This window comes from Rhizobium sp. CFBP 13726, from assembly GCF_014841925.1.
GTDB lineage: Bacteria > Pseudomonadota > Alphaproteobacteria > Rhizobiales > Rhizobiaceae > Neorhizobium > Neorhizobium soli.
The window spans coordinates 51,420-77,485 of the sequence record NZ_JACYUU010000002.1; the positions used below are offsets into that span (position 1 = coordinate 51,420).

27 protein-coding genes are annotated in these 26,066 nt (G+C 60.3%); 18 read left to right on the forward strand and 9 right to left on the reverse strand.

Features of this window, described 5'->3' with window-relative positions:
* Positions 1-83 precede the first annotated feature (83 nt).
* Positions 84-1,286, reverse strand: a complete 1,203-nt coding sequence (locus IFT66_RS07290) for a pyridoxal phosphate-dependent aminotransferase (protein WP_192077192.1) — start codon at positions 1,284-1,286, stop codon at positions 84-86.
* Between the two features lie 220 nt (positions 1,287-1,506).
* Between IFT66_RS07290 and IFT66_RS07295 the strand changes: the two genes are divergently transcribed.
* On the forward strand, positions 1,507-2,448 hold the full coding sequence (locus tag IFT66_RS07295) for an EAL domain-containing protein (protein WP_062455836.1): 942 nt from the start codon (positions 1,507-1,509) through the stop codon (positions 2,446-2,448).
* A 478-nt stretch (positions 2,449-2,926) separates the two neighbouring features.
* Positions 2,927-3,142: a cold-shock protein gene (locus IFT66_RS07300; RefSeq protein WP_006725577.1), complete on the forward strand. Its 216-nt coding sequence runs from the start codon at positions 2,927-2,929 to the stop codon at positions 3,140-3,142.
* Positions 3,143-3,220: 78 nt separating this feature from the next.
* Here IFT66_RS07300 and IFT66_RS07305 read toward each other — a convergent pair whose 3' ends face one another.
* On the reverse strand, positions 3,221-3,868 hold the full coding sequence (locus IFT66_RS07305; protein ID WP_192077193.1) for an MBL fold metallo-hydrolase: 648 nt from the start codon (positions 3,866-3,868) through the stop codon (positions 3,221-3,223).
* A 68-nt stretch (positions 3,869-3,936) separates the two neighbouring features.
* The gene (locus IFT66_RS07310) at positions 3,937-4,131 is read right to left on the reverse strand and encodes a hypothetical protein (RefSeq protein ID WP_062455833.1); all 195 of its coding nucleotides are present in this window, start codon (positions 4,129-4,131) and stop codon (positions 3,937-3,939) included.
* Between the two features lie 216 nt (positions 4,132-4,347).
* Between IFT66_RS07310 and IFT66_RS07315 the strand changes: the two genes are divergently transcribed.
* From IFT66_RS07315 to IFT66_RS07325, 3 genes are read left to right on the forward strand one after another with little or no spacing between them, the layout of a single operon-like run.
* The gene (locus IFT66_RS07315) at positions 4,348-4,872 is read left to right on the forward strand and encodes a MarR family winged helix-turn-helix transcriptional regulator (RefSeq protein ID WP_062582974.1); all 525 of its coding nucleotides are present in this window, start codon (positions 4,348-4,350) and stop codon (positions 4,870-4,872) included.
* A 13-nt stretch (positions 4,873-4,885) separates the two neighbouring features.
* Positions 4,886-5,584, forward strand: a complete 699-nt coding sequence (locus IFT66_RS07320) for a response regulator (RefSeq protein ID WP_062455827.1) — start codon at positions 4,886-4,888, stop codon at positions 5,582-5,584.
* A gap of 39 nt (positions 5,585-5,623) precedes the next feature.
* Positions 5,624-7,003: an ATP-binding protein gene (locus tag IFT66_RS07325; RefSeq protein WP_192077194.1), complete on the forward strand. Its 1,380-nt coding sequence runs from the start codon at positions 5,624-5,626 to the stop codon at positions 7,001-7,003.
* Positions 7,004-7,095: 92 nt separating this feature from the next.
* On the opposite strand, the gene IFT66_RS07330 is transcribed toward IFT66_RS07325, so the two are convergent.
* The 4 genes from IFT66_RS07330 to IFT66_RS07345 all read right to left on the reverse strand — a co-directional run bounded on the left by IFT66_RS07330 (position 7,096) and on the right by IFT66_RS07345 (position 9,582).
* Positions 7,096-7,437, reverse strand: coding sequence for a tRNA-binding protein (locus IFT66_RS07330; RefSeq protein ID WP_192077195.1), 342 nt, complete (start codon positions 7,435-7,437; stop codon positions 7,096-7,098).
* Between the two features lie 6 nt (positions 7,438-7,443).
* Positions 7,444-8,259, reverse strand: a complete 816-nt coding sequence (gene proC, locus IFT66_RS07335; protein WP_192077196.1) for a pyrroline-5-carboxylate reductase — start codon at positions 8,257-8,259, stop codon at positions 7,444-7,446.
* The gene (locus tag IFT66_RS07340) at positions 8,259-8,759 is read right to left on the reverse strand and encodes a YbjN domain-containing protein (RefSeq protein ID WP_062455815.1); all 501 of its coding nucleotides are present in this window, start codon (positions 8,757-8,759) and stop codon (positions 8,259-8,261) included. The genes proC and IFT66_RS07340 overlap by 1 nt, the downstream gene beginning before the upstream one ends.
* A gap of 538 nt (positions 8,760-9,297) precedes the next feature.
* Positions 9,298-9,582, reverse strand: coding sequence for an accessory factor UbiK family protein (locus IFT66_RS07345; protein WP_062582967.1), 285 nt, complete (start codon positions 9,580-9,582; stop codon positions 9,298-9,300).
* A gap of 234 nt (positions 9,583-9,816) precedes the next feature.
* Between IFT66_RS07345 and lgt the strand changes: the two genes are divergently transcribed.
* From lgt to IFT66_RS07385, 8 genes are all read left to right on the forward strand, one after another.
* Positions 9,817-10,635, forward strand: coding sequence for a prolipoprotein diacylglyceryl transferase (gene lgt, locus IFT66_RS07350; protein WP_062457920.1), 819 nt, complete (start codon positions 9,817-9,819; stop codon positions 10,633-10,635).
* A gap of 7 nt (positions 10,636-10,642) precedes the next feature.
* Complete coding sequence (locus IFT66_RS07355; RefSeq protein WP_192077197.1) at positions 10,643-11,758, forward strand: SAM-dependent methyltransferase; 1,116 nt, start codon at positions 10,643-10,645, stop codon at positions 11,756-11,758.
* A gap of 127 nt (positions 11,759-11,885) precedes the next feature.
* Positions 11,886-12,677: a peptidoglycan editing factor PgeF gene (gene pgeF, locus IFT66_RS07360; RefSeq protein ID WP_192077198.1), complete on the forward strand. Its 792-nt coding sequence runs from the start codon at positions 11,886-11,888 to the stop codon at positions 12,675-12,677.
* An 18-nt stretch (positions 12,678-12,695) separates the two neighbouring features.
* The gene (locus tag IFT66_RS07365) at positions 12,696-13,847 is read left to right on the forward strand and encodes a M24 family metallopeptidase (protein WP_192077199.1); all 1,152 of its coding nucleotides are present in this window, start codon (positions 12,696-12,698) and stop codon (positions 13,845-13,847) included.
* A 78-nt stretch (positions 13,848-13,925) separates the two neighbouring features.
* Positions 13,926-14,666: a hypothetical protein gene (locus tag IFT66_RS07370; protein ID WP_192077200.1), complete on the forward strand. Its 741-nt coding sequence runs from the start codon at positions 13,926-13,928 to the stop codon at positions 14,664-14,666.
* A gap of 125 nt (positions 14,667-14,791) precedes the next feature.
* Positions 14,792-15,724, forward strand: a complete 933-nt coding sequence (locus tag IFT66_RS07375) for a ribose-phosphate pyrophosphokinase (protein WP_062455798.1) — start codon at positions 14,792-14,794, stop codon at positions 15,722-15,724.
* 116 nt (positions 15,725-15,840) lie between these two features.
* On the forward strand, positions 15,841-16,245 hold the full coding sequence (locus IFT66_RS07380) for a Kazal-type serine protease inhibitor family protein (RefSeq protein WP_082472021.1): 405 nt from the start codon (positions 15,841-15,843) through the stop codon (positions 16,243-16,245).
* Between the two features lie 109 nt (positions 16,246-16,354).
* Positions 16,355-16,612: a hypothetical protein gene (locus IFT66_RS07385; protein ID WP_062455795.1), complete on the forward strand. Its 258-nt coding sequence runs from the start codon at positions 16,355-16,357 to the stop codon at positions 16,610-16,612.
* A gap of 20 nt (positions 16,613-16,632) precedes the next feature.
* On the opposite strand, the gene IFT66_RS07390 is transcribed toward IFT66_RS07385, so the two are convergent.
* On the reverse strand, positions 16,633-19,443 hold the full coding sequence (locus tag IFT66_RS07390) for a bifunctional diguanylate cyclase/phosphodiesterase (protein WP_192077201.1): 2,811 nt from the start codon (positions 19,441-19,443) through the stop codon (positions 16,633-16,635).
* Between the two features lie 369 nt (positions 19,444-19,812).
* Between IFT66_RS07390 and IFT66_RS07395 the strand changes: the two genes are divergently transcribed.
* The 5 genes from IFT66_RS07395 (at position 19,813) to prmB (ending at position 25,595) form a co-directional block, all read left to right on the forward strand.
* The gene (locus IFT66_RS07395; RefSeq protein WP_062455789.1) at positions 19,813-20,430 is read left to right on the forward strand and encodes a 50S ribosomal protein L25/general stress protein Ctc; all 618 of its coding nucleotides are present in this window, start codon (positions 19,813-19,815) and stop codon (positions 20,428-20,430) included.
* Positions 20,431-20,649: 219 nt separating this feature from the next.
* On the forward strand, positions 20,650-23,034 hold the full coding sequence (locus IFT66_RS07400; protein WP_184653548.1) for an EAL domain-containing protein: 2,385 nt from the start codon (positions 20,650-20,652) through the stop codon (positions 23,032-23,034).
* 28 nt (positions 23,035-23,062) lie between these two features.
* Positions 23,063-23,827 carry a substrate-binding periplasmic protein gene (locus IFT66_RS07405; protein WP_249406393.1) on the forward strand — a complete coding sequence of 255 codons (765 nt, stop codon included), beginning with the start codon at positions 23,063-23,065 and terminating at the stop codon, positions 23,825-23,827.
* Positions 23,828-23,935: 108 nt separating this feature from the next.
* Complete coding sequence (gene pth / locus IFT66_RS07410; RefSeq protein ID WP_192077202.1) at positions 23,936-24,664, forward strand: aminoacyl-tRNA hydrolase; 729 nt, start codon at positions 23,936-23,938, stop codon at positions 24,662-24,664.
* 1 nt (position 24,665) lies between these two features.
* Positions 24,666-25,595, forward strand: a complete 930-nt coding sequence (gene prmB, locus IFT66_RS07415; RefSeq protein WP_192077203.1) for a 50S ribosomal protein L3 N(5)-glutamine methyltransferase — start codon at positions 24,666-24,668, stop codon at positions 25,593-25,595.
* Between the two features lie 12 nt (positions 25,596-25,607).
* Here the strand turns inward: prmB and clpS are convergent, their stop codons facing one another.
* Positions 25,608-25,916 carry an ATP-dependent Clp protease adapter ClpS gene (gene clpS, locus IFT66_RS07420; protein ID WP_192077204.1) on the reverse strand — a complete coding sequence of 103 codons (309 nt, stop codon included), beginning with the start codon at positions 25,914-25,916 and terminating at the stop codon, positions 25,608-25,610.
* Between the last annotated feature and the right edge of the window lie 150 nt (positions 25,917-26,066).

The window sequence follows — 26,066 nt, forward strand, 5'->3', positions numbered from 1 at the left end:
CCGACCTTCCCTCCACTGGACCACCACTCACGAAAAAGCCCGGCGCTTGGCCGGGCTCTCCCATCAAACTCGTGTCTCGAAACTTAGTTGCAGGCTGCGCAGAAGCGCTGGATGCGCTTGCAGGCTTCTTCGAGAATGTCTTCCGACGTCGCGTAGGAGATGCGGAAGTTCGGGCCGAGACCGAAGGCCGATCCGTGAACCACGGCGACACCTTCCGATTCCAGGAGCTCGGACACGAAATCCTCGTCCGTTTCGATGACTTTGCCGGTCGGAGCCGTCTTGCCGATCAGGCCGGCGCAGGACGGATAGACGTAGAATGCGCCTTCAGGCTTCGGGCAAACGATGCCGGATGCCTGGTTAAGCATCGACACGACGAGATCGCGGCGGCCTTCGAAGATCGCCTTGTTCTTGGTCACGAAATCCTGCGGACCGTTGAGCGCCTCGACAGCCGCCCACTGTGCGATAGACGATGCGCCCGAGGTCTGCTGGCCTTGGATCATGTCCATGGCCTTGATCAGTTCGATCGGACCGGCAGCATAGCCGATGCGCCAGCCGGTCATCGCATAGGCCTTGGAAACACCGTTCATCGTCAGCGTCCGGTCGTAGAGCTTCGGCTCCACTTCGACCGGCGTCGCGAACTTGAAGTCGCCGAAGGTCAGGTGCTCGTACATGTCGTCGGTCAGGATCCAAACATGGGGATGCTTCAGCAGCACGTCGGTCAGCGACTTCAATTCATCCGCGCTATAGGCAGCGCCCGTCGGGTTCGACGGCGAGTTGAAGATGAACCACTTGGTCTTCGGCGTGATCACGCTTTCCAGCTCTTCGGCCGTCAGCTTGAAGTTGTTTTCCTGCTTGGTCGAAATCGTGACCGGCGTGCCGCCGCAGATCGAGACCATTTCCGGGTAGGAAACCCAGTAAGGTGCTGGGATGATAACTTCATCCCCTGCATTCATCGTCGCCATGAAGGCATTGAACAGAATCTGCTTTCCGCCCGTGCCGACGATCGTCTGCTCGACCTTGTAGTCGAGGTTGTTTTCGCGCTTGAACTTGTCGACGATCGCCTTGCGCAGCTCCGGAATACCCGAAACCGGCGTGTACTTGGTTTCACCGCGGTTGATCGCGTCGATCGCCGCCTGCTTGACATTGTCTGGCGTGTCGAAGTCAGGCTCACCGGCACCGAGACCGATAATATCACGCCCTTTCGCCTTCAGTTCGCGAGCTTTCTGGGAAACAGCGATCGTCGCTGAAGGCTTTACACGGGAAAGGGCGTCGGCAAGAAAGGCCATGTCGTTTCGGTCCTGGGCTGATTGAACACTACGGCGGGGTGCGCTCATTCGCCGCCGAGCGGCCGCCTCAAGCTGTATGGAGAATGAACCGACGCCTTTCAAGAAAAAAGCATGAATGAATGCGATCAATGTCGCTGATTAAAACCTTCGGACGCGTATTTACGACCGCGTAACCCGTCTCGCCTACAATCTGCAAAATTGCGCAGGAGACGGTACGGGTATGGCATCGAGAAGCATTTTCGCCAACCTGGTTCGCGGCGACGACGGGGCATGGTCGACCGCGTACGGGCCTTTCATTCTCAGATCCGCGCTTCAGCCCATTTTCAGAACGTCGAAACCCGGCAATCGGCTGGCCATCGAAGCCTTTGTCGGGCTCGTGCGCGCCTATCGTGGCGAAGAGCCCGTTCCCCCACACGAATTCTTCAGCCTCGTTGATCCCGCCGAAGTTGCCGATATCGACAGCATGGTCCGGACGATCCATATTCTCAACACCGGCCGGCTCGACAGACGCCAGGCGAAGATCTTCGTCAAGTTCCAGCCGGGTCTGGTGCGCACGCCCGAAGACATGCGCCACGAAGTCGAACGCATCAAACTTGCGAGCCACGAAGCCGGACTTGCCGTCAACCGGATCGTCTGCGAAATCCGCCAGACCGCCGAGACCAACGCCGCCGTCATCGCCGACTTCACCAGCCACATGCGCGCCATCGGCTTCCAGGTGGCGATCGATGATTACGGTGCGGGCGAGTCCGATCTGGCGCTTCTCAAGCGGGTGAAGCCTGACTACGTCAAATTCGAACCCGGCTGGGTCCGCGACTTTCTCGACAATCCGGCTGGTGCCGCACTCCTGCGCGTCGTCCTGCAGCAGATGCTGGATGACGGGATCGAACCGATCATCGAAGGACTGGAGGAAATGTGGCAGGTGGAGGTGTGCGAGGAATTCGGCGCGTCTCTCGTGCAGGGATATGCGCTCGCACGGCCTGAACTCGCCCCGACAACGTTCGACAGGACATTCCCGGAACACGGCCTGCCGCGCATCGGCGGCGACCTCGACATGAGCCCCTCGCCTGCATCCGCCATTCGCGTCTCTGCCGCCGCCCCGTTTCCGTCGGCCACCCCTCTCAAGCGGATGAAAACCTTCGGCCGCAGACATCAGGGCAGCTAGCCGTCCGTACTTTCACCGGTTCGCAGTGGAACTTCCCGCAGAGAGTGTAGACGTTGAGAAACGGCTACAAACATGACGCGAACAGGCATAAAGCCGATCGGGCGAAGCATCGCCAGCGATCCGTTGCCCATCCAACTTCCTTCGGACCATGCGCAAAGCCCGCATTTGCAGCGCTTTTGGCCAAATGAGGCAGGCTGGAACGGGCCTGCCTTTCAAAAAACTTTTTCTTGCCAATTTTTGATAAACACAGCACTCTGTCCATGTTCGGGCAATTTACGAGCATGGGAAGACCTATAATGACGCGCTCCGAAGGCGCCAAGACTTCGGGCGGGAACTGGGGGCTTGGTTTTATACCTTATCTGCCAGTCGCCGCGGTAAACACAGGGACCCTTTCTTAAAGCTGCCTGCCGCCGCCCGTGAGGGCACACTCTGATGCTGTCCGCCGCTGAACACGGACAGAAGGAAAAGGACCTGCTGCATGGCCGAGACTGGCACTGTGAAATTCTTCAATACGGACAAGGGATTCGGCTTTATCAAACCAGACAACGGTGGCGCCGATATCTTCGTTCATATCTCCGCCGTACAGGCTTCCGGCCTGTCCGGGCTGACTGAAAACCAGAAAGTAAGCTTCGACACGGAACCGGATCGTCGCGGAAAAGGCCCCAAGGCGGTCAATCTGCAGATCTCCGGTTGAGCTTCAAAAGCTCGCTCATTCCAGTTGGAGCCCGGCAGTGATGCCGGGTTTTTTTATGCCCGTGCTACCGGTTGCCTGTTACAGGCCCTTCAGGAATGGATTGCTGCGGCGCTCGTCGCCGATCCGGCTTCCCGGTCCGTGACCGCAGAGAAAACCTACCTCGTCTCCCAGCGGCAGAACCTTGGTGCGGATCGAGTCCATCAGGGTCGCGTGATCGCCTCCGGGTAGATCAGTCCGTCCGACCGACCCGGCAAACAGGACGTCACCAAGATGTGCGAAGGCGTTGTCTCTATTATAGAAGATGACGTGACCGGGCGAATGTCCCGGACAATGAAAAACTTCGAACACATGCTCGCCGAACGAGACTGTTTCGCCTTCGTCAAGAAACCGATCAGGCACGACGTTGCGGACGTCGCCGTCGACACCGAACATCTGAGCCTGCTTTCCAAGATTTTCGAGAAGGGGAAGGTCGTCGCGGTGGGGTCCGACGACAGGAATGCCGAGCACCTCGCGAAGTTCATCGGCACCTCCGGCATGATCGATATGCCCGTGGGTCAGCCAGATCTCGGAAAGGGTAATGCCACTTTTTTGCACGAGGTCCAGAATAACCCCGATGTCACCGCCTGGGTCGACAATGACGCCTGTCTTTGTATCGTCGTCAAAGAAGACGGTACAGTTTTGTTGAAATGGCGTCACCGGAATGACGCTTGCCTGCAATCCACCCATAGTGCCTGTCCTGCCCTGAACGTTGTCGTTCTTCATAGCCGGAAGGCGTGCCGATGACAGCCTCTAAATCAGTTGATAGCGGCGGCCAGATACGTGCCTTCGGCAGCAACCGGCGGGGCCAGCGAAACAGTCGCCAGCAGAAATGCCGAGACGACGACTTTCAGCGCAATCACCGTGATGAAGACCGGGCGCAGCGGATGAGCTTCGGCCTTGGTCTGGTTCAGCTCGATCGGCGGCATTGCGGAATAAGTATGCGCGTTCATTGAATAATCTCCAGTCGTTCGCTGGGAATAATGGCGCTTGGGGATAAAGGTTCCGCCGGATAAGTCATGCGCGCAAAAGAAAGTGCGTGTTCTCCCTGAAAGCAACACAACCGGTCGAATTTTGACCGCCAGAGCGATTTATCACGGGCGACAGCGCAAAAGGATTACGTTAAACAGCTTCACACGATGAAGACGTAGCGAGCGAAAGGAAACGGCGTGCCGCCTGCAGCGACGGGAAAAGCCGTCAAGAAAGTCCCGCCACAGATGCCCGTGGTCGACGAGGGCCAGATCGATTTCGAAGCGATCGAGCTGTTCTTCTTTGCCTATCGCGACTTCGTGTCCGATCCGGACGCCATTTTGGCGAAGATCGGCATGGGGCGCGCCCATCACCGGGTGGTCTATTTCGTCTGCCGCCAGCCGGGGATGATGGTGACGGATCTTCTTGACCTGCTGCAGATCACCAAGCAGAGCCTCGCCCGCGTCCTGAAGCAGCTGATCGAGACCGGCTACATCAGGCAGATGGCCGGGGCCAAGGATCGCAGACAGCGCCGCCTCTATCCGACCCTTGCCGGCCGCGAACTGGCGCTGGCCCTGTGCGAGCCGCAATCCAAGCGTATCGCACGCGCCATGGAAGACTTCACCCCCGGGATGCGGGAAAGCGTAACCCTTTTCCTTCAACGGATGCGTGGACGTGACCCGAACCTCGTGATTTCTGATATCGACATCAGTCAGGATATCTGACCGGGACAGACAGATGACCAATACACCGCTTTTGGACGACGCCCCTCACCTTCTCGTTGTCGACGACGACACCCGCATCCGCGATCTCCTCAACCGCTATCTGGTGGAGCAGGGTTTCCGCATTACCGTGGCGGGAGATGCCGCCGAAGCGCGGCGCAAGTTGGAAGGACTGCATTTCGACCTCATCATTCTCGACGTGATGATGCCGGGCGAAACGGGTCTGTCGCTCACCCAGTCGCTTTATGAAAAGAAGACCACCCCGGTCATCCTGCTGACGGCACGTGTCGAGGCAGAATCGCGCATCGCCGGTCTCGAGGCAGGTGCCGACGATTACCTGTCAAAACCCTTCGATCCGCGCGAACTGGTCCTGCGCATCAACAACATCCTGCGCCGCAGCAGCTCGGCCGATGCACCGAAGATCGAGCAGATCATGTTTGGTCCGTTCACCTTCTCGATCCCGCGCAAGGAACTGCGCAAGGCGGCCGAGACGATCCGCCTGACCGACCGCGAACAGGAAATCATGATGCTGTTTGCCTTGCGCGCCGGCGAAACGATCCCCCGCCACGAACTGATCGGGGACGATACGGATGTCGGCGAGCGCACAATCGACGTGCAGATCAACCGGCTGCGTCGTAAGATCGAAGAAGACCCCGCCAACCCGGTCTATCTCCAGACCGTGCGTGGCATCGGGTACAGGCTGAGTATCGACTGATGCACAAGAGACCGACGACAGGACGATAACGGGCGGCGAATGGCAATTTTCAACACGCTGAAGCGAGAGACCAGCCGGTTTACCCTCCCCGGTTGGCGTCCGTTCACGCGCTGGCTGCGTCGCTGGCTGCCGACGGGCCTCTACACCCGTTCGCTGCTGATCGTCATTCTCCCAATGCTCCTGCTCCAGACAGTCGTCGCCGCGGTGTTCATGGAACGCCACTGGCGCATGGTGACAGAGCGCCTGTCTGAAGGCACCGTTCGCGACATCGCCGCCATTATCGAGATAATCCGCAATTATCCGCAGGACAGCAACTACAACGAAGTCAGCCGCATCGCCGACAGCTCTCTCGGCCTGACGATTGCAATCGAGGAGAACGGCCAGCTGCCGCCGCCCCGCCAGCGCCCCTTCTTCGCGATCCTCGACAACATCCTTGCCGAACAGTTGAGCAGTCAGATCCGCATGCCGTTCTGGATCGATACGGTAGGCGACAGTCGGCTCGTCGAGATCCGCGTAAAAATGGACGAACGGGTGCTGCGGGTGTTTGCCAGACGCGGCTCTACCTACGCGTCCAACACCCACATCTTCCTGATCTGGATGATCGGCACCGCCTTCGTGCTGGTGGTGATTTCGATCCTGTTCCTGCGCGGCCAGATCCGCCCGATCCTGAGACTTGCCCAGGCGGCGGAAAGTTTCGGCAAGGGACAAAAGACCGAAGGCTTTTCGCCGCGCGGCGCAGACGAGGTAAGGCGCGCAGGCCTTGCCTTCATCCAGATGCGCGAACGGCTCGAACGGCAGATGGAGCAGCGCACCGCGATGCTGGCCGGCATCAGCCACGACCTGCGCACCATCCTCACCCGATTCAAGCTGCAGCTGGCGCTTGCCGGCAACAAGCCGGAACTCGCCGGCATGGAACAGGATGTCGAAGACATGCAGTCCATGCTGGAAGGCTACCTGGCGTTTGCCAAGGGCGAGGCCGAGGAGGACTTCGGTACGCTGTATCTGAGCGAGCTTCTCGAGAAATTCCGCGTAAGTTTCAGCCTGCACGGGCAGATCCTCACCTACCACATCGAGGGCGACGACGAGATCGCCGTCAGGCCGAACGCCTTCAACCGCCTGCTCGGAAACCTCGTCTCGAACAGCCAGCGCTACGCAGACAACCTGCATATCGATGCGCGCCACAGCGCCAAGTGGCTGACATTGACCCTCGATGACGACGGCCCGGGCGTTCCTGCGCAATCCCGCGAGGATGTGTTCAAGCCATTCCACAGGCTCGACGAGGCCCGCAATCTCGATGCGTCCGGAACCGGCCTCGGCCTCGCGATCGCCCGCGACATCGCCCGCTCGCATGGCGGCAATGTCACGCTGGACGACAGTCCGAGCGGTGGCTTGAGAGCTATCGTTCGCGTTCCCGCCTGACCGAAGGCCGGCAGTCAAAGAGCTCACGTGAGAGTTAGGGAGACTGTTGGCGAAACGGCTAAGGTGTCCGGTGAGGACGCCCTCGCGCCTGATCACATCATCTTCTTGCCGTTTGGAACGCCCTGCTCGACGGCAGCCAGAACGATCGCGCCGTTCTCGTCTTCAAAGCCAAGCGTCAGCACTTCGGAACGGACCGGCGCGATCTGGCGCGGCGGAAAATTGACGACGCCCAGCACCTGGCGTCCGAGCAGCGTTTCAGGCGTATAGTGGACGGTAATCTGCGCCGACGATTTCTTGACGCCGATCTCAGGCCCGAAATCGATCTTCAGCTTGAAGGCCGGCTTGCGGGCTTCCGGAAACGGCTCGACCTCGACGATCGTGCCAACCCGGATATCGACCTTCTCGAAGTCGGCAAAGCTTATCTCGTTAGACATGGCTGCTCAGCGTCCCAGTTCTTCCGCGCGGCTCCGCGCTGCCTCGATTGCCTTGTCGAACAGCGGCTGCATCCCATCGTCTGCCATCAGCACGGACAGTGCCGCAGCCGTGGTGCCGCCCGGAGACGTCACGTTCTGGCGAAGCCGCGAGGCATCCTCCGTCGATTGATGCAGAAGTTCTCCCGCACCCGACACGGTTTCGCGCGCAAGCCGCATCGCAAGATCGGCAGGAAGACCGGCTTTGCGCCCGGCCTCCGCCATGCATTCGACCAGATAGAAGACATAGGCCGGCCCGCTACCGGAAACGGCGGTGACGGCATCGATATCCGCCTCGCTCGAAACCCACTCGACCGGGCCGCTGACTTTGAGCAGCGCATGCACGGCGTCGCGCTGGGCGGCGGAAACCTTGTCGTTGGCATAGGCGCCGGTCACGCCGCGGCCGATCATGGCCGGCGTATTCGGCATGGCGCGCACCATCGCAGCCTCGCCGAGATGTCTCTGCATCGAGGACAACGTCTTGCCCGCCGCGACCGACACGACGACCGTCGCATCGCCGACCAGAGCCTTCAATGGCGGCAGGACGGCATCCATCAGCTGCGGCTTGACCGCAAGGAACAGAATGTCTGCCGACATGCCTTCAGGAATTGCCGTCACATGTGTCGCGCCGGCATCTGACATCATGGCCCGCATCGCATCTGACGGCGATGGATCAACGACGGTGACGGAAGCGCCGGGAACGCCGTTCTTCAACCAGCCGGAAAGCATGGCGCCGCCCATATTGCCGGCACCGACGAGAACGATCGAACCCAGCTGCAACGCCATCAAGCCTCGCCGACCGTCTCGAACAGAACGCAATCCATGGCAGCCTTCGCTTCCATGCCGGACCAGACGACGAACTGGAACGCCTGATAATAGGCCTCGCAGGCATCAAGCGCGCTGGAAAACAGAACCTCGACCTGCTGGTTCGTGGGTTCGGCACCGCCGGCCAGCAGAAGCGACTGGCGGAAGATCACCACGTCTTCCTGACGCCACAGGTCGAAATGCCCCATCAGCGTCTGACCATTCACGTAGGACAGAAGCCGGATGACCTCGTTCACACGGATATCGGGGATCTTCAGATCGAAGGCGCAGGCGAGATGCAGCGCCTCGAACTCCTCCATCCAGGAGAAGGATACGTGGTAGTCCGTCCACCGACCCTCCACGGTCATGGCGATCTCGTCTTCGCCGGACCGTTCGAATGTCCAATCGTTGGAAGCTGCGACGAACTCGATCATGTCCACCGGGTTCGACTGACGCTCAACGTTTAATTCCATGAGGCTCATGCGGCACCTTTTTGACCGGAATGAATGCGAATTCGAGCGGAACGCGCCAACACTTAACCGGAACTACATTTCGATGATCGCTCGTCGCCGCCAGAATAACTGAGTTACCCTGTCTGGAGCTTACCTTCAGCCTCGTCGGTAACCTGTCGGTCACCACCGGAAGCTCGCCGGCTCGTTTCGAATCATCGTGTAAAATCAGTGTAGCTAGACGGAGTCCGGCTGCCATCCCCTGAATGCCGATTTCCGTGGATTGAACCCCGAAACCGGTTCGCGCATGAGATCAGAACGGATGGTTAAATGACTCTGGACGCTGGCTTTTTTAAGAGTGTCCACAGGGCTTAATTTTTTGTAAATTCATGGGGATTTGGCGAGGCAAAACAGACGCCTGACTGTGCCGATTAGACGCGATGACGCTCAATCGCGAATAGGCTGGGAAAGATCGCCGCGCAGGCTTTTGGCGCTGGACTTTGACGGCGATCTCAAACGGAGATTGCGAATCCCCTGAGGGGCCACAGTTTATGGCCCGATCTGAAGTGGCCTACTGACCTGAATGGCCCTGATCATGGCTCTGGCTCTGGCCGAATTTTGCCTCCAGCGCATCGAGACGGGCCTTTAGCGCAACATTCTCGTCGCGGGCGCGGGCAGCCATCTCGCGAACGGCTTCGAATTCCTCCCGCTTGACCAGATCCATGTTGTTAAGGAACCGTTCCGCCTGGGCATGGAAAGCCGTCTCCACTTCCTTTCGCACACCCTGTGCAGCGCCGGCAGCGTCCGTCATCAGCCGTGCGAAATCGTCGAATATGCGGTTCGTTCCGGTCGACATAAGGTTCCGTCTCCTTGCCATCGGCAGCGATATCGGCCCGATATCGGCCTGTGTTTGTCCTATGGGATCTGAAGTAGGGCTTGGGTCGCCGCGTTGCAAGCGTCATCCACTGTTGCGCGCGTCTCAGAATGAGATTCATCTTGACCGGCGATGTCCCCAAGTCCATCTTTTCACACGACTGTGAGTAAGCGAGACACCTGTAATTTGTACGAAGCGCTTCATTTTTTTGCTCTCATGCCATTTCCCGAGATAAATCCGGTCGCGTTCTCCTTGGGGCCGCTTGCGGTACACTGGTATGGCCTTGCCTATGTTGCCGGTATCATGCTGGGCTGGCTTTACGCCCGCAAGCTGACCGCAAACGCGTCACTGTGGCCCAACGGTCAGGCCCCGATGACCGCGGTCCATCTCGACGACTTCCTCGTCTGGATCGCGGCAGGCGTCGTCCTTGGCGGCCGCATCGGCTACATCCTGTTTTACGATCTCGGCCCGATCCTGGAAAACCCGATCCGCGCGATCGAGATCTGGAACGGCGGCATGTCCTTCCATGGCGGCTTCCTTGGCGCAACGATTGCGATGATCGTGTTTGCCCGCCGTCATGCCATTCCGGTCTGGAGCATGTTCGACATCGTCGCCGCCGTCGTGCCGTTCGGCCTGCTGTTCGGCCGCATCGCCAATTTCGTCAATGGCGAACTCTGGGGCCGGTTGAGCGATGCACCATGGGCTGTCGTCTTCCCGACCGGTGGCCCGTTCGCCCGCCATCCGAGCCAACTCTATGAAGCAGGCCTGGAAGGCATCATCCTGCTTCTGGTGCTGGCACTCCTGATCTATCGTTTCAAGGCCCTTCGTGTACCCGGCACCATCTGCGGCGCGTTCGTCCTCGGCTACGGGCTCTGCCGAATTTTTGTCGAGTTCTTCCGCGAACCGGATGTGCAGCTCGGCTATTTGCTCGGCACCAATTGGCTAACGATGGGCATGGTGCTATCACTACCGATGGTTGCTGTTGGCATCTGGGCGATCACGCGGGCTCGCGTCGCCTCCGCGGCGAAAGTGTGAGGCACCCGTGAACAGCCCAGAAGTAACCACGCCCCTTGCCGAAAAGATCAAGACGCTGATCCGCGCCAGCGGACCGATCAGCGTCACCGACTATTTCGCGCTCTGCCTTGCCGATCCGGAATTCGGCTACTACCGCACCCGCGAACCTTTCGGCCGGCATGGCGATTTCGTCACCGCGCCGGAGATCAGCCAGCTGTTCGGCGAAATGGTCGGCATTTTCATGGTCCACGCCTGGCAGCGCCAAGGTAGCCCGGGCGATGTGCGCCTGGTCGAGATCGGTCCCGGCCGCGGCACGATGATGTCCGACATGCTGCGCGTCATCCAGCGCATCGCACCATCCCTGATGGACGGCCTGCGGGTCCATCTGGTGGAAACCAGCGAACGCCTTCGCGGCGTTCAGCGCGTTACGCTCGAGGCCTATTCGACAAAAATTTCCTGGCACGACAGTTTCGAAGACGTGCCGGAAGGGTTTACCCTGATCGCCGCCAACGAGTTGTTCGACGCGATCCCGATCCGCCAGTTCGTGCGGACCCCGACCGGTTTTCGCGAAAGGCTGGTGGGCCTTGGCCCGGAGGACGAGCTGTCCTTCGTCGCCGGCATCGCCACGCTCGATCCGGTCATCCTGCCCGCCCCGGTCGCTTCCATCCCGGAAGGCACGATCTTCGAATTCGCCCCTGCCCGCCAGGCCGTCATGCAGACGCTCTGCGAAAGGCTAAGGAATTTCGGCGGCAGTGCGCTCGTCATCGACTACGGCCATATGGTCACCAGTTTCGGCGATACTCTGCAGGCCGTAAAGAACCACGACTATGACCCGCCGCTTGCCAGCCCCGGCGAGGCAGATCTGACCAGCCATGTCGATTTCGAAGATCTCGCCAAGGTCGCCTTGGCGTCCGGCATTCATCTGAACGGCGGCCTCCATCAGGGCGAATTCCTCTATGGCCTCGGCCTTGCCGAACGGGCTTCAGCCCTTGCGCGCGACAAGGAACCGTCCGAACAGCGGCTGATAGCAGCTGCCGTCGATCGCCTTGCCGGCGAAGGTGCGGGCAAGATGGGCGAACTCTTCAAGGTCATCGCCGTCTCGGGCTCCGCGGTCAATCTGATGCCCTTCCGTCCGGTCGACTGAAAGAGCACGTCCGGGCGGATTGACACACGCTATCGGCTTGCGCCAATCTCGCGCCCAATCGAAGCAGCGAGTGCCGCCGACGGTGCATCACGCAAAAACCAACAAAATCAGCAGGGTGGATAAACCGATGCCGGAGAACGCCTCGCCGACGCCGATCGAAAGCGCCCTATTGAACGCGACAGCCGGCGCCAAGATCCGCCACGGCTTCTTCACGCGAAAGGGCGGCGTGTCGGACGGAATCTACGCCGGTCTCAATGTCGGTGTCGGGTCGAAAGACGATCAGACGCTCGTTCTCGAAAACCGCCGGCGGGTTGCGGCCTGGTTCGATCTGCCGCTCGAAAAGCTCGCAACCGTCCATCAGGTCCATTCGCCTGATGTGGTCGTGGTCGATGCTGCCTATTCCGGCGAGCGCCCGCAGGTCGATGCGATGGTCGCGGCCACGCCGGGCGTCGTGATCGGCGTCCTGTCTGCCGATTGCGGCCCCATCCTGTTTGCCGATGGCGACAATGGCGTGATCGGCGCGGCTCACGCCGGCTGGAAGGGCGCGCTGACAGGCGTGCTCGAAAACACGATCGACGCGATGGTGTCGCTCGGCGCTGAAAGGGAAAAGATCGTGGCCGTTCTCGGACCCTCGATCGGCCCTGACAGCTACGAGGTCGGCCCGGAATTCGTGGAACGCTTCCTCGGCGTGAACCCCGAATACGCAGCCTTCTTCACACCGTCTCCAAAGCCGCAGCATTCCATGTTCGATCTACCCGCTCTCACCATGTCGCGCCTGAAGGCGGCAGGCGTCACCGCTGAGAACCTCGGCCTCGACACCTACCCGGATCGGGAACGCTTCTTTTCCTATCGCCGCACGACGCATGACCAAGAGCCGGATTACGGCCGCCAGATTTCAGCCATCGCGCTTCAGCAATAAAAGTTCGGGAGGACTACCATGGCTCTGCACTTCGACAGATCGGAATATGCCGATCGCCTCGCCCGCCTGACGACGAAGATGGCCGAGGAAAAGCTCGATGCCATCCTGCTGTTTGCGCAGGAAAGCATGTACTGGCTGACCGGCTACGACACGTTCGGCTACTGCTTCTTCCAGACGCTGGTCGTGAAGGCCGATGGCTCGATGACGCTGCTCACGCGCTCTGCCGACCTTCGCCAGGCCCGCCAGACCTCGATCATCGAAAACATTGTGGTCTGGGTCGACCGGGTGAATGCCGATCCGACGCTGGATCTCAAGAACCTCTTGAGCGAACTCGATCTGCTCGGCGCAAGGATCGGCGTCGAATACGACACGCATGGCATGACCGGCCGCATCGCGCGCCTGCTCGACAACCAACTCACCAATTTCGGCCAGCTCAGTGACGCATCCTATCTGGTCAGCCGGCTGCGCCTCGTCAAAAGCGCGGCCGAGATCGCCCATGTGCAACGCGCCGCCGAACTGGCGGACGATGCGCTCGACGCCGCTCTGCCGCTGATCAAGTCCGGCGGCGACGAGGCCGATATCCTCGCGGCGATGCAGGGCGCGGTGTTTTCCGGCGGCGGCGATTATCCCGCCAACGAATTCATCATCGGTTCCGGCGAGGATGCGCTTCTGTGCCGTTACAAGGCCGGTCGCCGCAAGCTCGATGCCACCGACCAGCTGACGCTCGAATGGGCCGGCACCGCCGCCCACTATCACGTCGCGATGATGCGCACCGCGCTCGTCGGTGATCCCTCGCCGCGCCACAAGGAACTCTACAAGGCCTGCCTTGAGACGATCCGGGCGATCGAGGAGGTTCTGTCTCCAGGTCATACATTCGGAGACGTGTTCGATACCCATGCCAGGATCCTCGACGAACGCGGCCTCTCCCGTCACCGGCTGAACGCATGCGGCTACTCGTTGGGCGCCCGCTTCTCGCCGTCGTGGATGGAGCACCAGATGTTCCACTTCGGCAATCCGCAGGAGATCTTGCCCGGCATGACGCTGTTCGTGCACATGATCATCATGGACAGCGACAGCGGCGTGGCCATGACGCTCGGCCAGACCTATCTGACGACGGAAGGCGCCCCCCGGCCGCTTTCACGCCATGGTCTCGACCTTATCCAGGGCTGAGAAGCCCGCGATCATTGACAGGCCGGAAAATCCGACCTTAGCTTGTCGCGGGATGGGAACCGGCAAAGGGGCGAACGCATGCGGCTTATCGGAAAACTGCTTTCCGCCTGCATCGTTGCTCTGTCCGTCTCCGGCTGCAACACCAGCGAAGCGCTGACGCCGCGCGCCGAAATCGGCGGCGGCAATCGCGCATCGACACCGGTTACCCAGGCCGATACGGAGCGCATGGCCCGTTCCCCAAGGCCCGAGACCTACAGCAATCAGACCTACAGAAACGACACCTACCAGCCGCGCCCGCAAAATACGCTGGAAGCGCAGGCCCAGGCGATGCAGTCTGGCAACCAGACCTCGCCCGCCTCTTCAGGCCCACCGCCCGACTGGCAGGGCCAAAGCCAGGCTGAAGCCCAGTCTACCGCTGCAGCGCCCCAACAGGAGGCTTCCCTGCCCGCCGCCGGCAACACCATCCGCTTCCTGCCGATCATCGGTGCCCCCGTACAGGCCGTGACGCCGCTGTCGCGAAGGCTTGGCGCCGAAGCGCGCGCCGCTGGGCTGACGATCCGTCCCTCCAGCGATACGGGTACCGAGCAGATCCTCAAGGGCTATTTCTCGGCCTTCAGCGATGGCGAAAAGATCACCATCGTCTATGTCTGGGATGTTCTCGACAATACCGGCTCCAGGCTTCACCGCATGCAGGGGCAGGAAAATGTGCCCGGCAGCGGCCAGGATCCATGGGCCTCAGTGCCGTCCTCGACGATGGAACTCATCGCCGCAAAGACGATCCAGGACTATATGAGCTGGCGGCAATCGCATGGCGGTTAGGTAACCATGATGTGACACGGTCACTGTTTCTTCGCAAAAAACGGTGGCCTGAGGGAAAACGCTATTGCATTCGAAGGTGGCGCCGGTAAAAGGCCGCCATCCAGCTTCAATACAGGCGGACCGCAATGAAGGTTTTCGCAGGCAATTCGAACCGGCATCTGGCCGACGCGATCTGCAGCTATCTTAATGTACCAGTCGGAAAAGCCTCGGTAAGGCGATTTGCAGACCAGGAAATCTTCGTTGAAATACAGGAGAATGTCCGTGGGGAAGACGTGTTCGTCATCCAGTCCACGTCGTTTCCGACCAACGATCACCTGATGGAACTGCTGATCATGATCGATGCGTTCCGGCGGTCTTCCGCCAAGCGCATCACGGCTGTGCTTCCCTATTTCGGCTATGCTCGCCAGGACCGTAAGGCCGGGCCGCGCACGCCGATCTCGGCCAAGCTCGTCGCCAACCTCATCACCGAGGCCGGCGCCAACCGTGTCATGACGCTCGATCTGCACGCAGACCAGATCCAGGGCTTCTTCGATATCCCGACCGACAACCTCTACGCCGTGCCGATTCTTGCGCGCGACGTGAAGGAACACTACGACCTCAACAACGTCATGGTGGTCTCGCCGGATGTCGGCGGCGTGGTTCGCGCCCGTGCGCTTGCCAAGCGCCTGGGCTGCCAGCTCGCCATCGTCGACAAGCGGCGTGAACGCGCAGGCGAGTCGGAAGTCATGAACGTCATCGGTGACGTGACCGGCAAGGACTGTCTGCTGATCGACGATATCGTCGATTCCGGCGGCACGCTCTGCAACGCAGCCGAGGCGCTTCTAAAGAACGGCGCCACAAGCGTCACCGCCTACATCACCCACGGCGTGCTGTCGGGCGGTGCCGTTGCCCGCATCGCGGCGTCCAAGCTCAAGGAACTGGTGATCACGGATTCGATCCAGCCGACGACATCCGTTCAGTCGGCGCACAATATCCGCGTCATCACCACGGCAAACCTTCTCGGCGAGGCGATCAACCGTACCGCCATGGAAGAGTCCGTCTCGAGCTTGTTCGACTAGGATTGACGCATGACCGTGGGACGGGCTCGGCAGCAAAAACGCTGCGCCCCCTGTCCCACGGCTATGTAAGTCTGATAGAGGTCTGCCATCCATCTGCAGAGGGAGGACCTATCGCGATGTCGATCCTACGAAACAAGCCGAAATGGCTTGCACTTTTCATCCTGGCTCCAATGCTTTCCGCCTGCGTCGACGCAGGTCCAGGCCCCGGCTATCCGCCGGAACGTCCCGCCCCCGGCTGGAGCCGGCCCGATCGCCCCGATCCCCGTCCAGATTGGGATCGCCCATCCAGACCCGATCGCCCGGATCGTCCATCAAGGCCTGACCGCCCGGATTGGGATCGCCCCTCGAGGCCGGATCGTCCCGGCAGACCTGACCGTCCTGAAAATGGCGGCGGCATGTGCACCCGCGAATATCGCCCGGTCTGCGGCCAGCGTGGCGGTCGGCTCCAGACATTCCCGAATGCCTGCGAAGCCCGCAATGCCGGCTTCGGCGCGGTCTCTCCGGGCGAATGCCGCCGCTGATCGCGACGTGAGTTGAACGCCAAGAATATAAACGCCGGGATTTTCATCCCGGCGTTTTGCATTCGCGGCGTCTGTTGACTATGTAGGCGCGGTACCCAAGGAGTTCCGCATGGCCGCCCGCGACCGCTATTCCCGAAAACTCGAATGCTCGCAGTGCGGACATGCCGGTTATGCCGAAGTCTCCGAGTCCGACGACAAGCGCGCCAGCAATCGCGATTTTCGCATCGACGAACTCCCGAAAGGTTTTCAGACCGAGTTCGCCTCGAAAGATCCGCGCAAATACATGCTGCGCTGTAGCGACTGCGGCCACAAATTCCGGTTCGAGCAGAAAACGGCCTACGCCCCCGGCGGCGAACCTCGACGCTAGGTCAAACGTTTCCGCGATCTTCAGGCAGCGTTCTGGTTGGCCGAGCCCATTTCTGACCCAGACTGCGGGTTCGGCTGATCTTCCATCGGCATCGGCCGACCGAGAAGATAGCCCTGCACTTCGTGGCATCCTTCCCGCCGCAGAATGTCGAGCTGGTTCACCGTCTCGACACCCTCCGCGAGAACCGGGATCTGCAGGCCCTGCCCCAGAGCCAGAATTGCTCGCACCATGGCCGTTGCCTGCTCGCTGCGGTCCACTTCGGTCAGGAAGCTCCGGTCGAGCTTGATCTTGTCGAACGGGAAGGAGCGCAGCGTCTCCAGCGACGAATAGCCGGTCCCGAAATCGTCGATCGCAATCGATACGCCCAGCGCCTTGATGGAGCGAAGCGCATTCATCGCCCGCTGCTTGTCGCTGATGATCGAACTTTCGGTGATTTCAAGCTCGAGACGGCTTGGTTTCAGACCGGTTTCCAGAAGCACGGTATGGACCAGCGCCGGCATGTCGGCATGCGCGATCTGCACCGGCGACAGATTGACCGCGACCTTGTAGTCATTCGGCCAGTTGGCCGCCTCCCGGCATGCTTCGCGCAGAACCCACGCGCCGATCGGCAGGATGGCGCCGCATTCCTCCGCGACCCCGATGAAATCTGCCGGCGAGACATTGCCTCGCTCCGGATGGCTCCAGCGCAGCAGGACCTCGTAACCGGTGATCTCATCGGTCGCGACCGATTTTTGCACCTGGTAGTGCAGCCTGAGCTGATCCTGCTCGATCGCCGTCCAAAGATCCTCCGCCATCTTGGTGCGGTCGCGGGCGGCCTCGTCCATCTCGATGTCGTAGAAGCAGATGTCGCGCGAGAGCGAGCCCTTGGCGCGGTACATGGCCAGATCCGCGTTCGCGATCAGCGCATCGGGGGATGCCCCGTCATGCGGGTAGAGCGCAACACCCATGCTTGCGCCGGGACTGAGACGATGCACCTCGATCTGGATCGGCTGCCCGAACGCATCCGACAATCGGTCCAGGAACTCGGACACTTCGGCCAAATCCCCGTAGCGCTTCACGGCCACGAATTCGTCGCCGCCGAACCGGGCAAACATCTCGTGAGGCCGCACGATCGAATTCATCCGCTCGGCAATTTCCTTGAGCACGGCATCGCCGGCCGCGTGCCCGAACTGATCGTTGATCTGTTTAAACTTGTTGAGATCGATGCCGACGACCGCAACATGCCCGCCCTCGCTCTCCGCGTTACGCACCTCGGCTTCGAGATATTCCATCAGAGCCGGACGGTTCGGAAGCTGCGTCAGGCTGTCATGCTTCGCCATGAAGGCGATCTTTTCCTCCGACCGTATCCGCTCGCTGATATCCTCGAATGTCGAAACCCAGCCGCCCTGATCGAGATAGCTGAAATCGATCCGGATCGTCCGATCGTCGCTCAGTCGGTGTAGAAGGGCTTCCTGCCTGGAATTGATGGCTGCGATGTTGCGCTGGTAATGCTGTTCTGCCCGTGCTTCCGCCTCCGCCGCGTCGGCAAACGAGGTCCTGTAGCCAAGAGCCACGATCTCGCGGTATGTCATACCCGGCTTCAGAGCGCCTTCCTCAAACCGAAAAATCTGGCCATAGCGCCGGTTCGTCAGCACCAACCGCTGCTCGCGATCGAACAGGCAGATCCCCTGCGCCATGTTCTCAAGCGCCAGATCCAGGTTCTGCGTCACGGAGGCGATCCGGTCGGTGTCCTGTCTCTGACGGGTGATGTCGCGCGTGATCTTGGCGTAGCCGGCAAGCACGCCATCGTCGTCGAGGACGGGCTGGATCACCACATGTGCCCAGAACCAGCTCCCATCCTTGCGGTAGCGCCGGCCTTCCGCCTCGAACAGACCGGTTGTGCGCGCTGTTGCGAGCGCCTGTTCCGGCAGACCCCGGGCTTGTTCTTCATCCGAATAGAAACGTGCAAAATGCTGGCCAATGATCTCGTCGGCCCTGTACCCCTTGGCACGCTCTGCCCCTGCATTCCAGCTGGAGACGGCGCCCTCGGGTGAAAGCATGTAGATCGCGTAGTCGGTCACCCCGCGCACGAGCATCTGGAAATTGGCTTCGCTGGCCTTCGAGGACCGCGCCGCACGCCCGGTGATGGTGGCAACGGCCAGGCCCGACCCGATCAGCGACAGCGAGACGGCAATGATCGTTGCCAGCATCAGCGGCTTCGACAGCATCCCGTCTTCAGGCAGGATCCCGAAACCCGGAACAAGCGTTGCCGCGCCCATCGCGATGAAATGCATAAAGACGATACCGAGCGACAGGAGACCTGCAGCAAGAATGTTGTTTGCAAGGCCTCCCTTCAGGATCATGAGGAAGGCTGTCGTCGACATGACGATCGCGGTGACGATGGCAGCGATGACCAGCGGCTGCGACCAGACGATCAGGCCGCCGAACTCGATCGCCGCCATGCCGGTAAAATGCATGCAGGAAACGCCGGTACCGAATACCAGGCCGGCGGCCACAGCGCCGGATTTGCCGGTAAACAGCACGGCAAGCAGTCCCGCCGCAAATGTCGCGAGAAATGCAATACCAAGCGACAGCAGCGTCAGCGACAGATTGAATGTGAAGAGCTGGCCCGGATCGTAGGCGAGCATGGCCACGAAATGTGTTGCCCAGATCCCGAAGCCCCCTGCTCCGCCGGAGACGATCACCCAGCCGTAGCGGCTGCGGTCGTTTGCCTGTCGTGCCCGGGCGGCAAAAACCACGGTTCCCGCATTCGCAATGAAGCAGAGCGCCCCCGCCACGACGACGAGGAAGAGATTGTGCTCATAGGCCAGACAGGACAGAACGGCGTACATGTTAGATCTTGGTCTCCGGAGTTAACACCGTCTTGACCCTCACAATTTAACAAATTCGGTCGCCCGGACCTCGCATTTATCGAATCTCGCTAATTTCGAATGAACGTCATTAACGGATGGCAAAACGGCACATACCGGAAGTTTCATATTGGGCACGCGGGTATCTGGCGGTAGGTAACGACGACGACCGGTTTGCAGAGCCAACCACGCCGCAGATCCCTTGCGTCTCCTGCCCTGATGGACTATAGGGACCCCGTCCGCGTAGACACCCTTGGAGGCAACGCGGATGGAGAGCGTCGGACGATGCCCTCCGGTTTGACGCGGCACTGTCCGCGAAGAACTCTCCAAACAACCTCGAAAGGAATTGCCATGAGCAAGGAAACTTACGTGCTCAAGGCCGAGGCGCGCGAACGGGTCGGTAAGGGGTCCTCCCGTGAACTTCGCCGCAACGGTTTTATCCCTGCAGTCATCTATGGTGACAAGCAGGCTCCTCTGTCGATCGTGCTCAACACGAACGAAGTCACGAAGCGCATTCACGCTGGCGGTTTCATGACCACCATCGCGACGATCGAATTCGACGGCAAGAAGATCCAGGTCCTCCCGAAGGACTACCAGCTGGATCCGGTCCGCGACTTCACCATGCATGTCGACTTCCTGCGCGTTTCGGCCAAGACTGAAGTCAACGTCGAAGTACCGGTACACTTCGAAAACGAAGACAAGTCGGCCATCAAGCAGGGCGCCGTTCTGAACATCGTCCGTCACACGGTCGAGTTCCATTGCCCGGCCGACCAGATCCCGGAATTCATCACGGTTGATCTGACCGACGCCAAGATCGGCGACAGCCTCCACATCTCGGCCGTTAAGCTGCCGAAGGGCGTGACACCTGTCATCACCGACCGCGACTTCACCATCGCGACGATCGTTGCACCTGCTGCAGGCGTCGAAGAAGAAGAAGCGACTGAGACTGCGGCTCCTGAAGCCGAATAAGACATTTTCGTCTTGTCTTTCTGAGAGCCCGCCTTCCAACGAAGGCGGGCTTTTACGTTTTCCGGTCAGGATTACGTAACCCTCTTTAAGATCCGCTTCGCTTTACTCTTCCCGGCTTCAGTAAAGCTTAATCAATGGCTGGAATTATCCGGCCAATTACTGTGTTGGGGAACACGCAGTCGGCGACTAACACCGACTACAAGCAGGCGGGGAATACGGGTGGCTCATTCCGTTGAGAGTCGGTTCATAGCCATTATTTCGGGCGCGCTTCTGGCCGTCGTCGTGCCGTTGTTCACGCTGCTTTTGGCGTTGTCATCGCAGCAGGCGGTTCGGGCGCTCGAAGAGCATGTCGACATCGTTCTGGCGACGAACTCGCAAGCGCTTGCCAAGCCCCTCTGGGATCTCGATACCGAAAGCGTTCACCAGATCGCCGTCGCCATGGTGAAAGATCCGACCATCTACGCGGTTCGCGTCACCGACACGACGGGCAAACTGAATATATCGGAAGTCACGCCGCAAGAGATATCCCTGAGCGACCTGACGATCCGCTCGCAGCCCATCACCTACATGTCGAACTACGGCGCTCGCGTTGTCGGTAAGGTCAGCGTCAGCATCCCGACAATCGGCTGGTTCTCGAAGCTTCACGAATTCGAGTTCGCCTTCATCTCGATCTTCATCATCGCCATCCTGACCGTGTTCGGCGCCGCCATTCTCGGCAACCGCGTGATGGTGATCAAACCTCTTCTGCGTTTGACCGCCGCAATCGAAGCGACCCGTCGCCTCGGTTCTCGTCACCATGTCGACTGGCGCTCCACCGATGAAATGGGACGCCTGGCCAAGAGCTTCAACGAGATGCAGACCCTTCTCGAACACGAGGAGCGCGAGCTGAAACTGGCACATCGCAAGACGACGCAGACCTACAATCTCACGCCGGCCATGCTGTTTTCGCTCGACGCCGACGACAGGATCGCCGCCGTCAGCGACTACTGGCTCGTTGCGACCGGGTACAGCCGATCTGACATATTGAACCTGCCCTTCTGCGAACTGGTGATGCCGGAAGACCGCAGCCTCTACCACAACAGGAAATCGCAGGTGCGATCGCGCGGACCGGCGTTCGAAGTCACGGTGCGCTTCATCTGTCAGTCCGGCAAGACGATGAACGTCCTTATCGCCGAGACCGAACTCGGTTCCGCGGGCGACGGCGAGACCGGCTCGCTGAGCGTGATGACCGACGTCACCGAGCTCAAGCAGTCAGAAATCCGCAACTACCAGCAGGCCATTTCCGATCACCTGACCGGTCTTCTCAACCGTCAGGGGTTCGAGGCGGCGCTTGAGCAGAAAATCATCGAGGCGGATCGCAACGGAACCGACATCGCCTGTCTGTTCGTCGATCTCGATCGGTTCAAATCGATCAACGACAATCTCGGTCATGCGGCCGGCGATCTCGTGCTTGGCCAGTTCGTCGAGCGGATGCTGCCGCTTTTGGGCGACCACGACGCGGCATCGCGCCTGGGCGGCGACGAGTTTGCCATTCTTCTGTGTGGAGAGGGGTCGGAACGGCGCGGCACCGAGCTGTGCCAGAGAATCGTCGAGTTCTTTGACGTTCCATTCCGCATCGAGACCAACAGCGTGCGCCTTAGCGCCAGTATCGGCCTTGCCTTCTACCCTGCCCATGCCGCAAGCGGCGCCGAGCTTCTGCAGAAGTCGGATCTGGCCATGTATGCCCGCAAGCGCGACGGCAAGAACGGTGCGCAGGTCTATAATTCGGCCATCCTCGACAAGACGCGGGAACGTGCCGAAATCGAAACCGACATCGAAGCAGCGCTTGCCGCCAACTGGTTCGAAGCGCATCTCCAGCCGATCGTGGATATCAGGACCGGCGCCTGCAACGGCTTTGAAGCGCTCATGCGCATGCGCCATCCGCGCAAGGGGCTTGTTCCTCCGGGCGCAATCGTCAGCGTCGCCGAGGAAACCGGCACGATCGGCCAGATCGGCAATCTCATCCTTGAGGACGCCGTCGCCAATCTTGCCCGCATCTCCCGGATACCGGGCATGTTTGACACCTATGTCGCCGTCAACGTATCGCCGCTGCAATTCGATGCGAGCCTTCCCGTCAAGCTGTCAACCTTGCTCGGCCGCTACGCAATCCGCCCGTCCCGACTGGTCATCGAGATCACGGAGGCCGTGCTGATGCATGACAATCCGGAAATCCGCAGGCTGCTCGACGAGATCCGCAACATCGGTTGCCGCATCGCGCTTGACGACTTCGGAACCGGCTATTCCTCGCTCAGCTATCTCAGCCGTTTCCCGGTCGATATCGTCAAGATCGACCAATCCTTTATCCGGTCTCTCAACAATGGCGATGATGATATCGATCGTCGAAACAAGATGCTGATCGAAGGCATTGCCGCGATCTCGCACAAGATGAACTGCCATGTCGTCGCCGAAGGCGTCGAAACCGAATATCAGCGTTCGACACTCATCGACATGGGCATCGAATACGCTCAGGGTTACTACTTCGCACGACCGCAAGCGATCGGCGATGTCCTTACGATGTTGAACGCCGACCGAAGCGGCGACCGAATTGATTCTATTGCAAGCTGAAATTCCGGCCCTCGATGTGGAGCAGCAGATGTCCTCGATCAGGTGTGGCATGACAAGCGCAGCACTCGTCGTGCTTGCTCTCGCTGCAACAATCGGACCGTGGTCTTGCCTGCAGGCGCACGCCGCAGACAGGCTCCAGCTCAAGACAGAGCCCTATGCACCTTTCAGCTACCGTGATCAGAACGGGCGCTATGGCGGCGCGGGCATAGACCAGATCGATGTCATCATGCGGCAAGCGCAGATACCCTATGACGTTGAAATGATCCCTTGGGCGCGCGCCATCGCGCTCGCCGAGACCGAGCCGATGACCTGCGCCTTCTCGGCAGCACAGACAGCGGACCGCAAGCCGCGGTTCAAATGGGTCATGACGATCTCCGTGAACCATACGATCCTGGTCAAGCGGGCGGGCTCGTCGATCCACGCCACGACGCTCGATGAGGCGAAGAGCTTTCTGATCGGAACCCATCGGCTCGACTTTACCGAGGACCTTCTGAAATCGATGGGATTTGCGAACCTCGATCTCAGCGCCGATTTCGACACGTCGCTGCGCAAGCTCGTCCGGGGCCGGATCGACATGATGCCCATGTCGGAAGGCGTCTATCAGAGGCTGAAGAACAATGGCACCGACGTCGAGAGGGTGGTTCCCCTCTCCGAGGAGAAGCTCGGCATTGCCTGTCAGAAAACAGTCCCGGACGCCTTGATCGCTAAAATGCAGGCCGCACTCGACAGCATGATTCGTGATGGCCGCCAGGACACGATCTACCGGCGCTACGGCCTCAAGGCCGAACACTGAGCAAGCGATCAGCGGTGCCAATCAGTCGGCAGGGACGAAACCGGGTTGACTTCCGTTCCGTTTCGGGGTGGTGAGACCACATCCTGTACGAAAATTCGGACGCACTTCATGTTGATCATTGCGGGTCTCGGCAATCCCGGCAGCAAGTACTCCGGCAATCGCCACAATATCGGCTTCATGGCGCTCGACGCCATCCAGCGGCGGCCGGGCTTTTCGCCATGGGCAAAGAAGTTCAAGGCCCTCATTTCCGAAGGCGAGCTCGCTGGCGACAAGGTTCTGCTGATCAAGCCGCAGACCTACATGAACCTGTCGGGCGAAGCGGTCGGCGAGGCCATGCGCTTCTACAAGCTCGGCCCCGGAAACATCATCGCGATCTATGATGAACTCGATCTGGCGCCCGGCAAGGCGCGCATCAAGACGGCTGGCGGACATGGCGGTCACAACGGCATCAAGTCGCTCGACGCTCATTGTGGCAAGGATTACCGCCGCCTGCGGCTCGGCATCGGCCATCCCGGCGCCAAGGAATTCGTCAACAACCACGTGCTCGGCGATTTCGACAAGCTGGATCAGGCCTGGTTGCCGCAGCTTCTCGATGCGCTCGCCGACAATGCCGAAATGCTGGTGAAGGGCGAGGATTCGCAGCTGATGAACAAGCTGGCCCTTGCCGTCGGCAGCCAGCCGGACGAGGACGAAAAGCCGAAGCCCACCCCGAAGGCGCCAAAACCAGCGGGCAAGAGCCATATCCACCAGGCGCGCGGCGGCATGAAACCGAACATCCCGGCCACCGGCCCGATGGCCGACATGCTGAAGAAACTGTTCGGCGAGAAGGACAAGTAAGATGACACCAGATATGACCGCTCTCACGACCGAACTCGTCACGCTGCGCGATTACTGGCGCTATGCAATCTCGCGCTTCAACGCCGCCAATCTTTCCTTTGGCCACGGCACCACGACTGCCGGCGACGACGCGGCCTTTCTGCTGCTCGATACGCTCGACCTGCCGATCGACGCGCTCGATCCCTTCCTCGACGCCCGCCTCCTGCCGGCCGAGCGCAGGCTTCTCGCAGAGCGTATCGAGGCCCGCGTCACGACCCGCAAACCCTCCGCATATCTCACCGGCCGCGCCTATATCCAGGGCGTCCGGTTTCTGGTTGACGAGCGGGTCATCGTGCCACGCTCGCATATCGGCGAGATCCTGTTTCGCGAATATCTCGGTCCGAACGGATCGTCCTTCCTGCCCGACCAGATGATGGTCGAGACTGCTGTGGACATCTGCACGGGCTCCGGCTGCCTCGCGGTGCTGGCCGCCAAATTCTTCCCCAACGCCGCCGTCGATGCGGTCGATCTGTCGGCCGACGCGCTGGAAGTGGCAAAGCTGAATCTTAGGGAACACGAGGTCGAACAGCAGGTGAGCCTGCATCAGGGCGATCTGTTCCAGCCGCTCGCAGGCCGGAAATACGACCTGATCATCACCAACCCGCCCTATGTCGATCACGACGCGATGGATGGTTTCCCGGCGGAATTCCGTGCCGAGCCTTCGATGGCGTTCGATGGCGGTGTTGATGGTCTCGATCTGGTGCGGACATTGCTGGCAGACGCCGCAAACCACCTCAATCCCGAAGGCGGCATGATCTGCGAGATCGGCTCCGGCCGTGAAATCCTCGAGGAGGAATTTCCGGGTCTCGACTTCGTCTGGCTGGAAACCGAGGAATCGCAGGACGCAGTGTTCTGGATCTCGGCCGAAGCTCTCGGCGTCACCGCTTCCTGAGCCGACGACCGGCTATTCTTCAGGCTCGGTCGTGAACATCAGCGGAAAACCGGCTTCCTTGGCGAGATCGATCGCCTCGGTGGACTTGGTCTCTGCAATATCCTTGGTGCAGACAACCACGACCGCCACACCCATCTGGTGGGCGGTCATCATCACCCGGCGGCCGGTATCCTCGCTCATCCGGAACACGGCTTTCAGAACCATGGTCACGAATTCGCGTGGCGTATAATCGTCGTTGACGAGCATAACCTTGTAGAGCTTCGGCCGCTCCAGCTTGGGCTTTGTCGTCGTCTTCGGCGTGAGGGTGGTGTCTCCGGCCATCCGCATCTCCTGATGACGTTCGCCATGCTCAAACAGCAATGATTGTATGCTGGCTATATCGCACCGACGGGTCGGAAATTCAAGCAACTGCGGTGATTTGCCCGATTGGGACCGGTGGGTCTGATTTGTGTTTGCATCGCAAGCCGACGT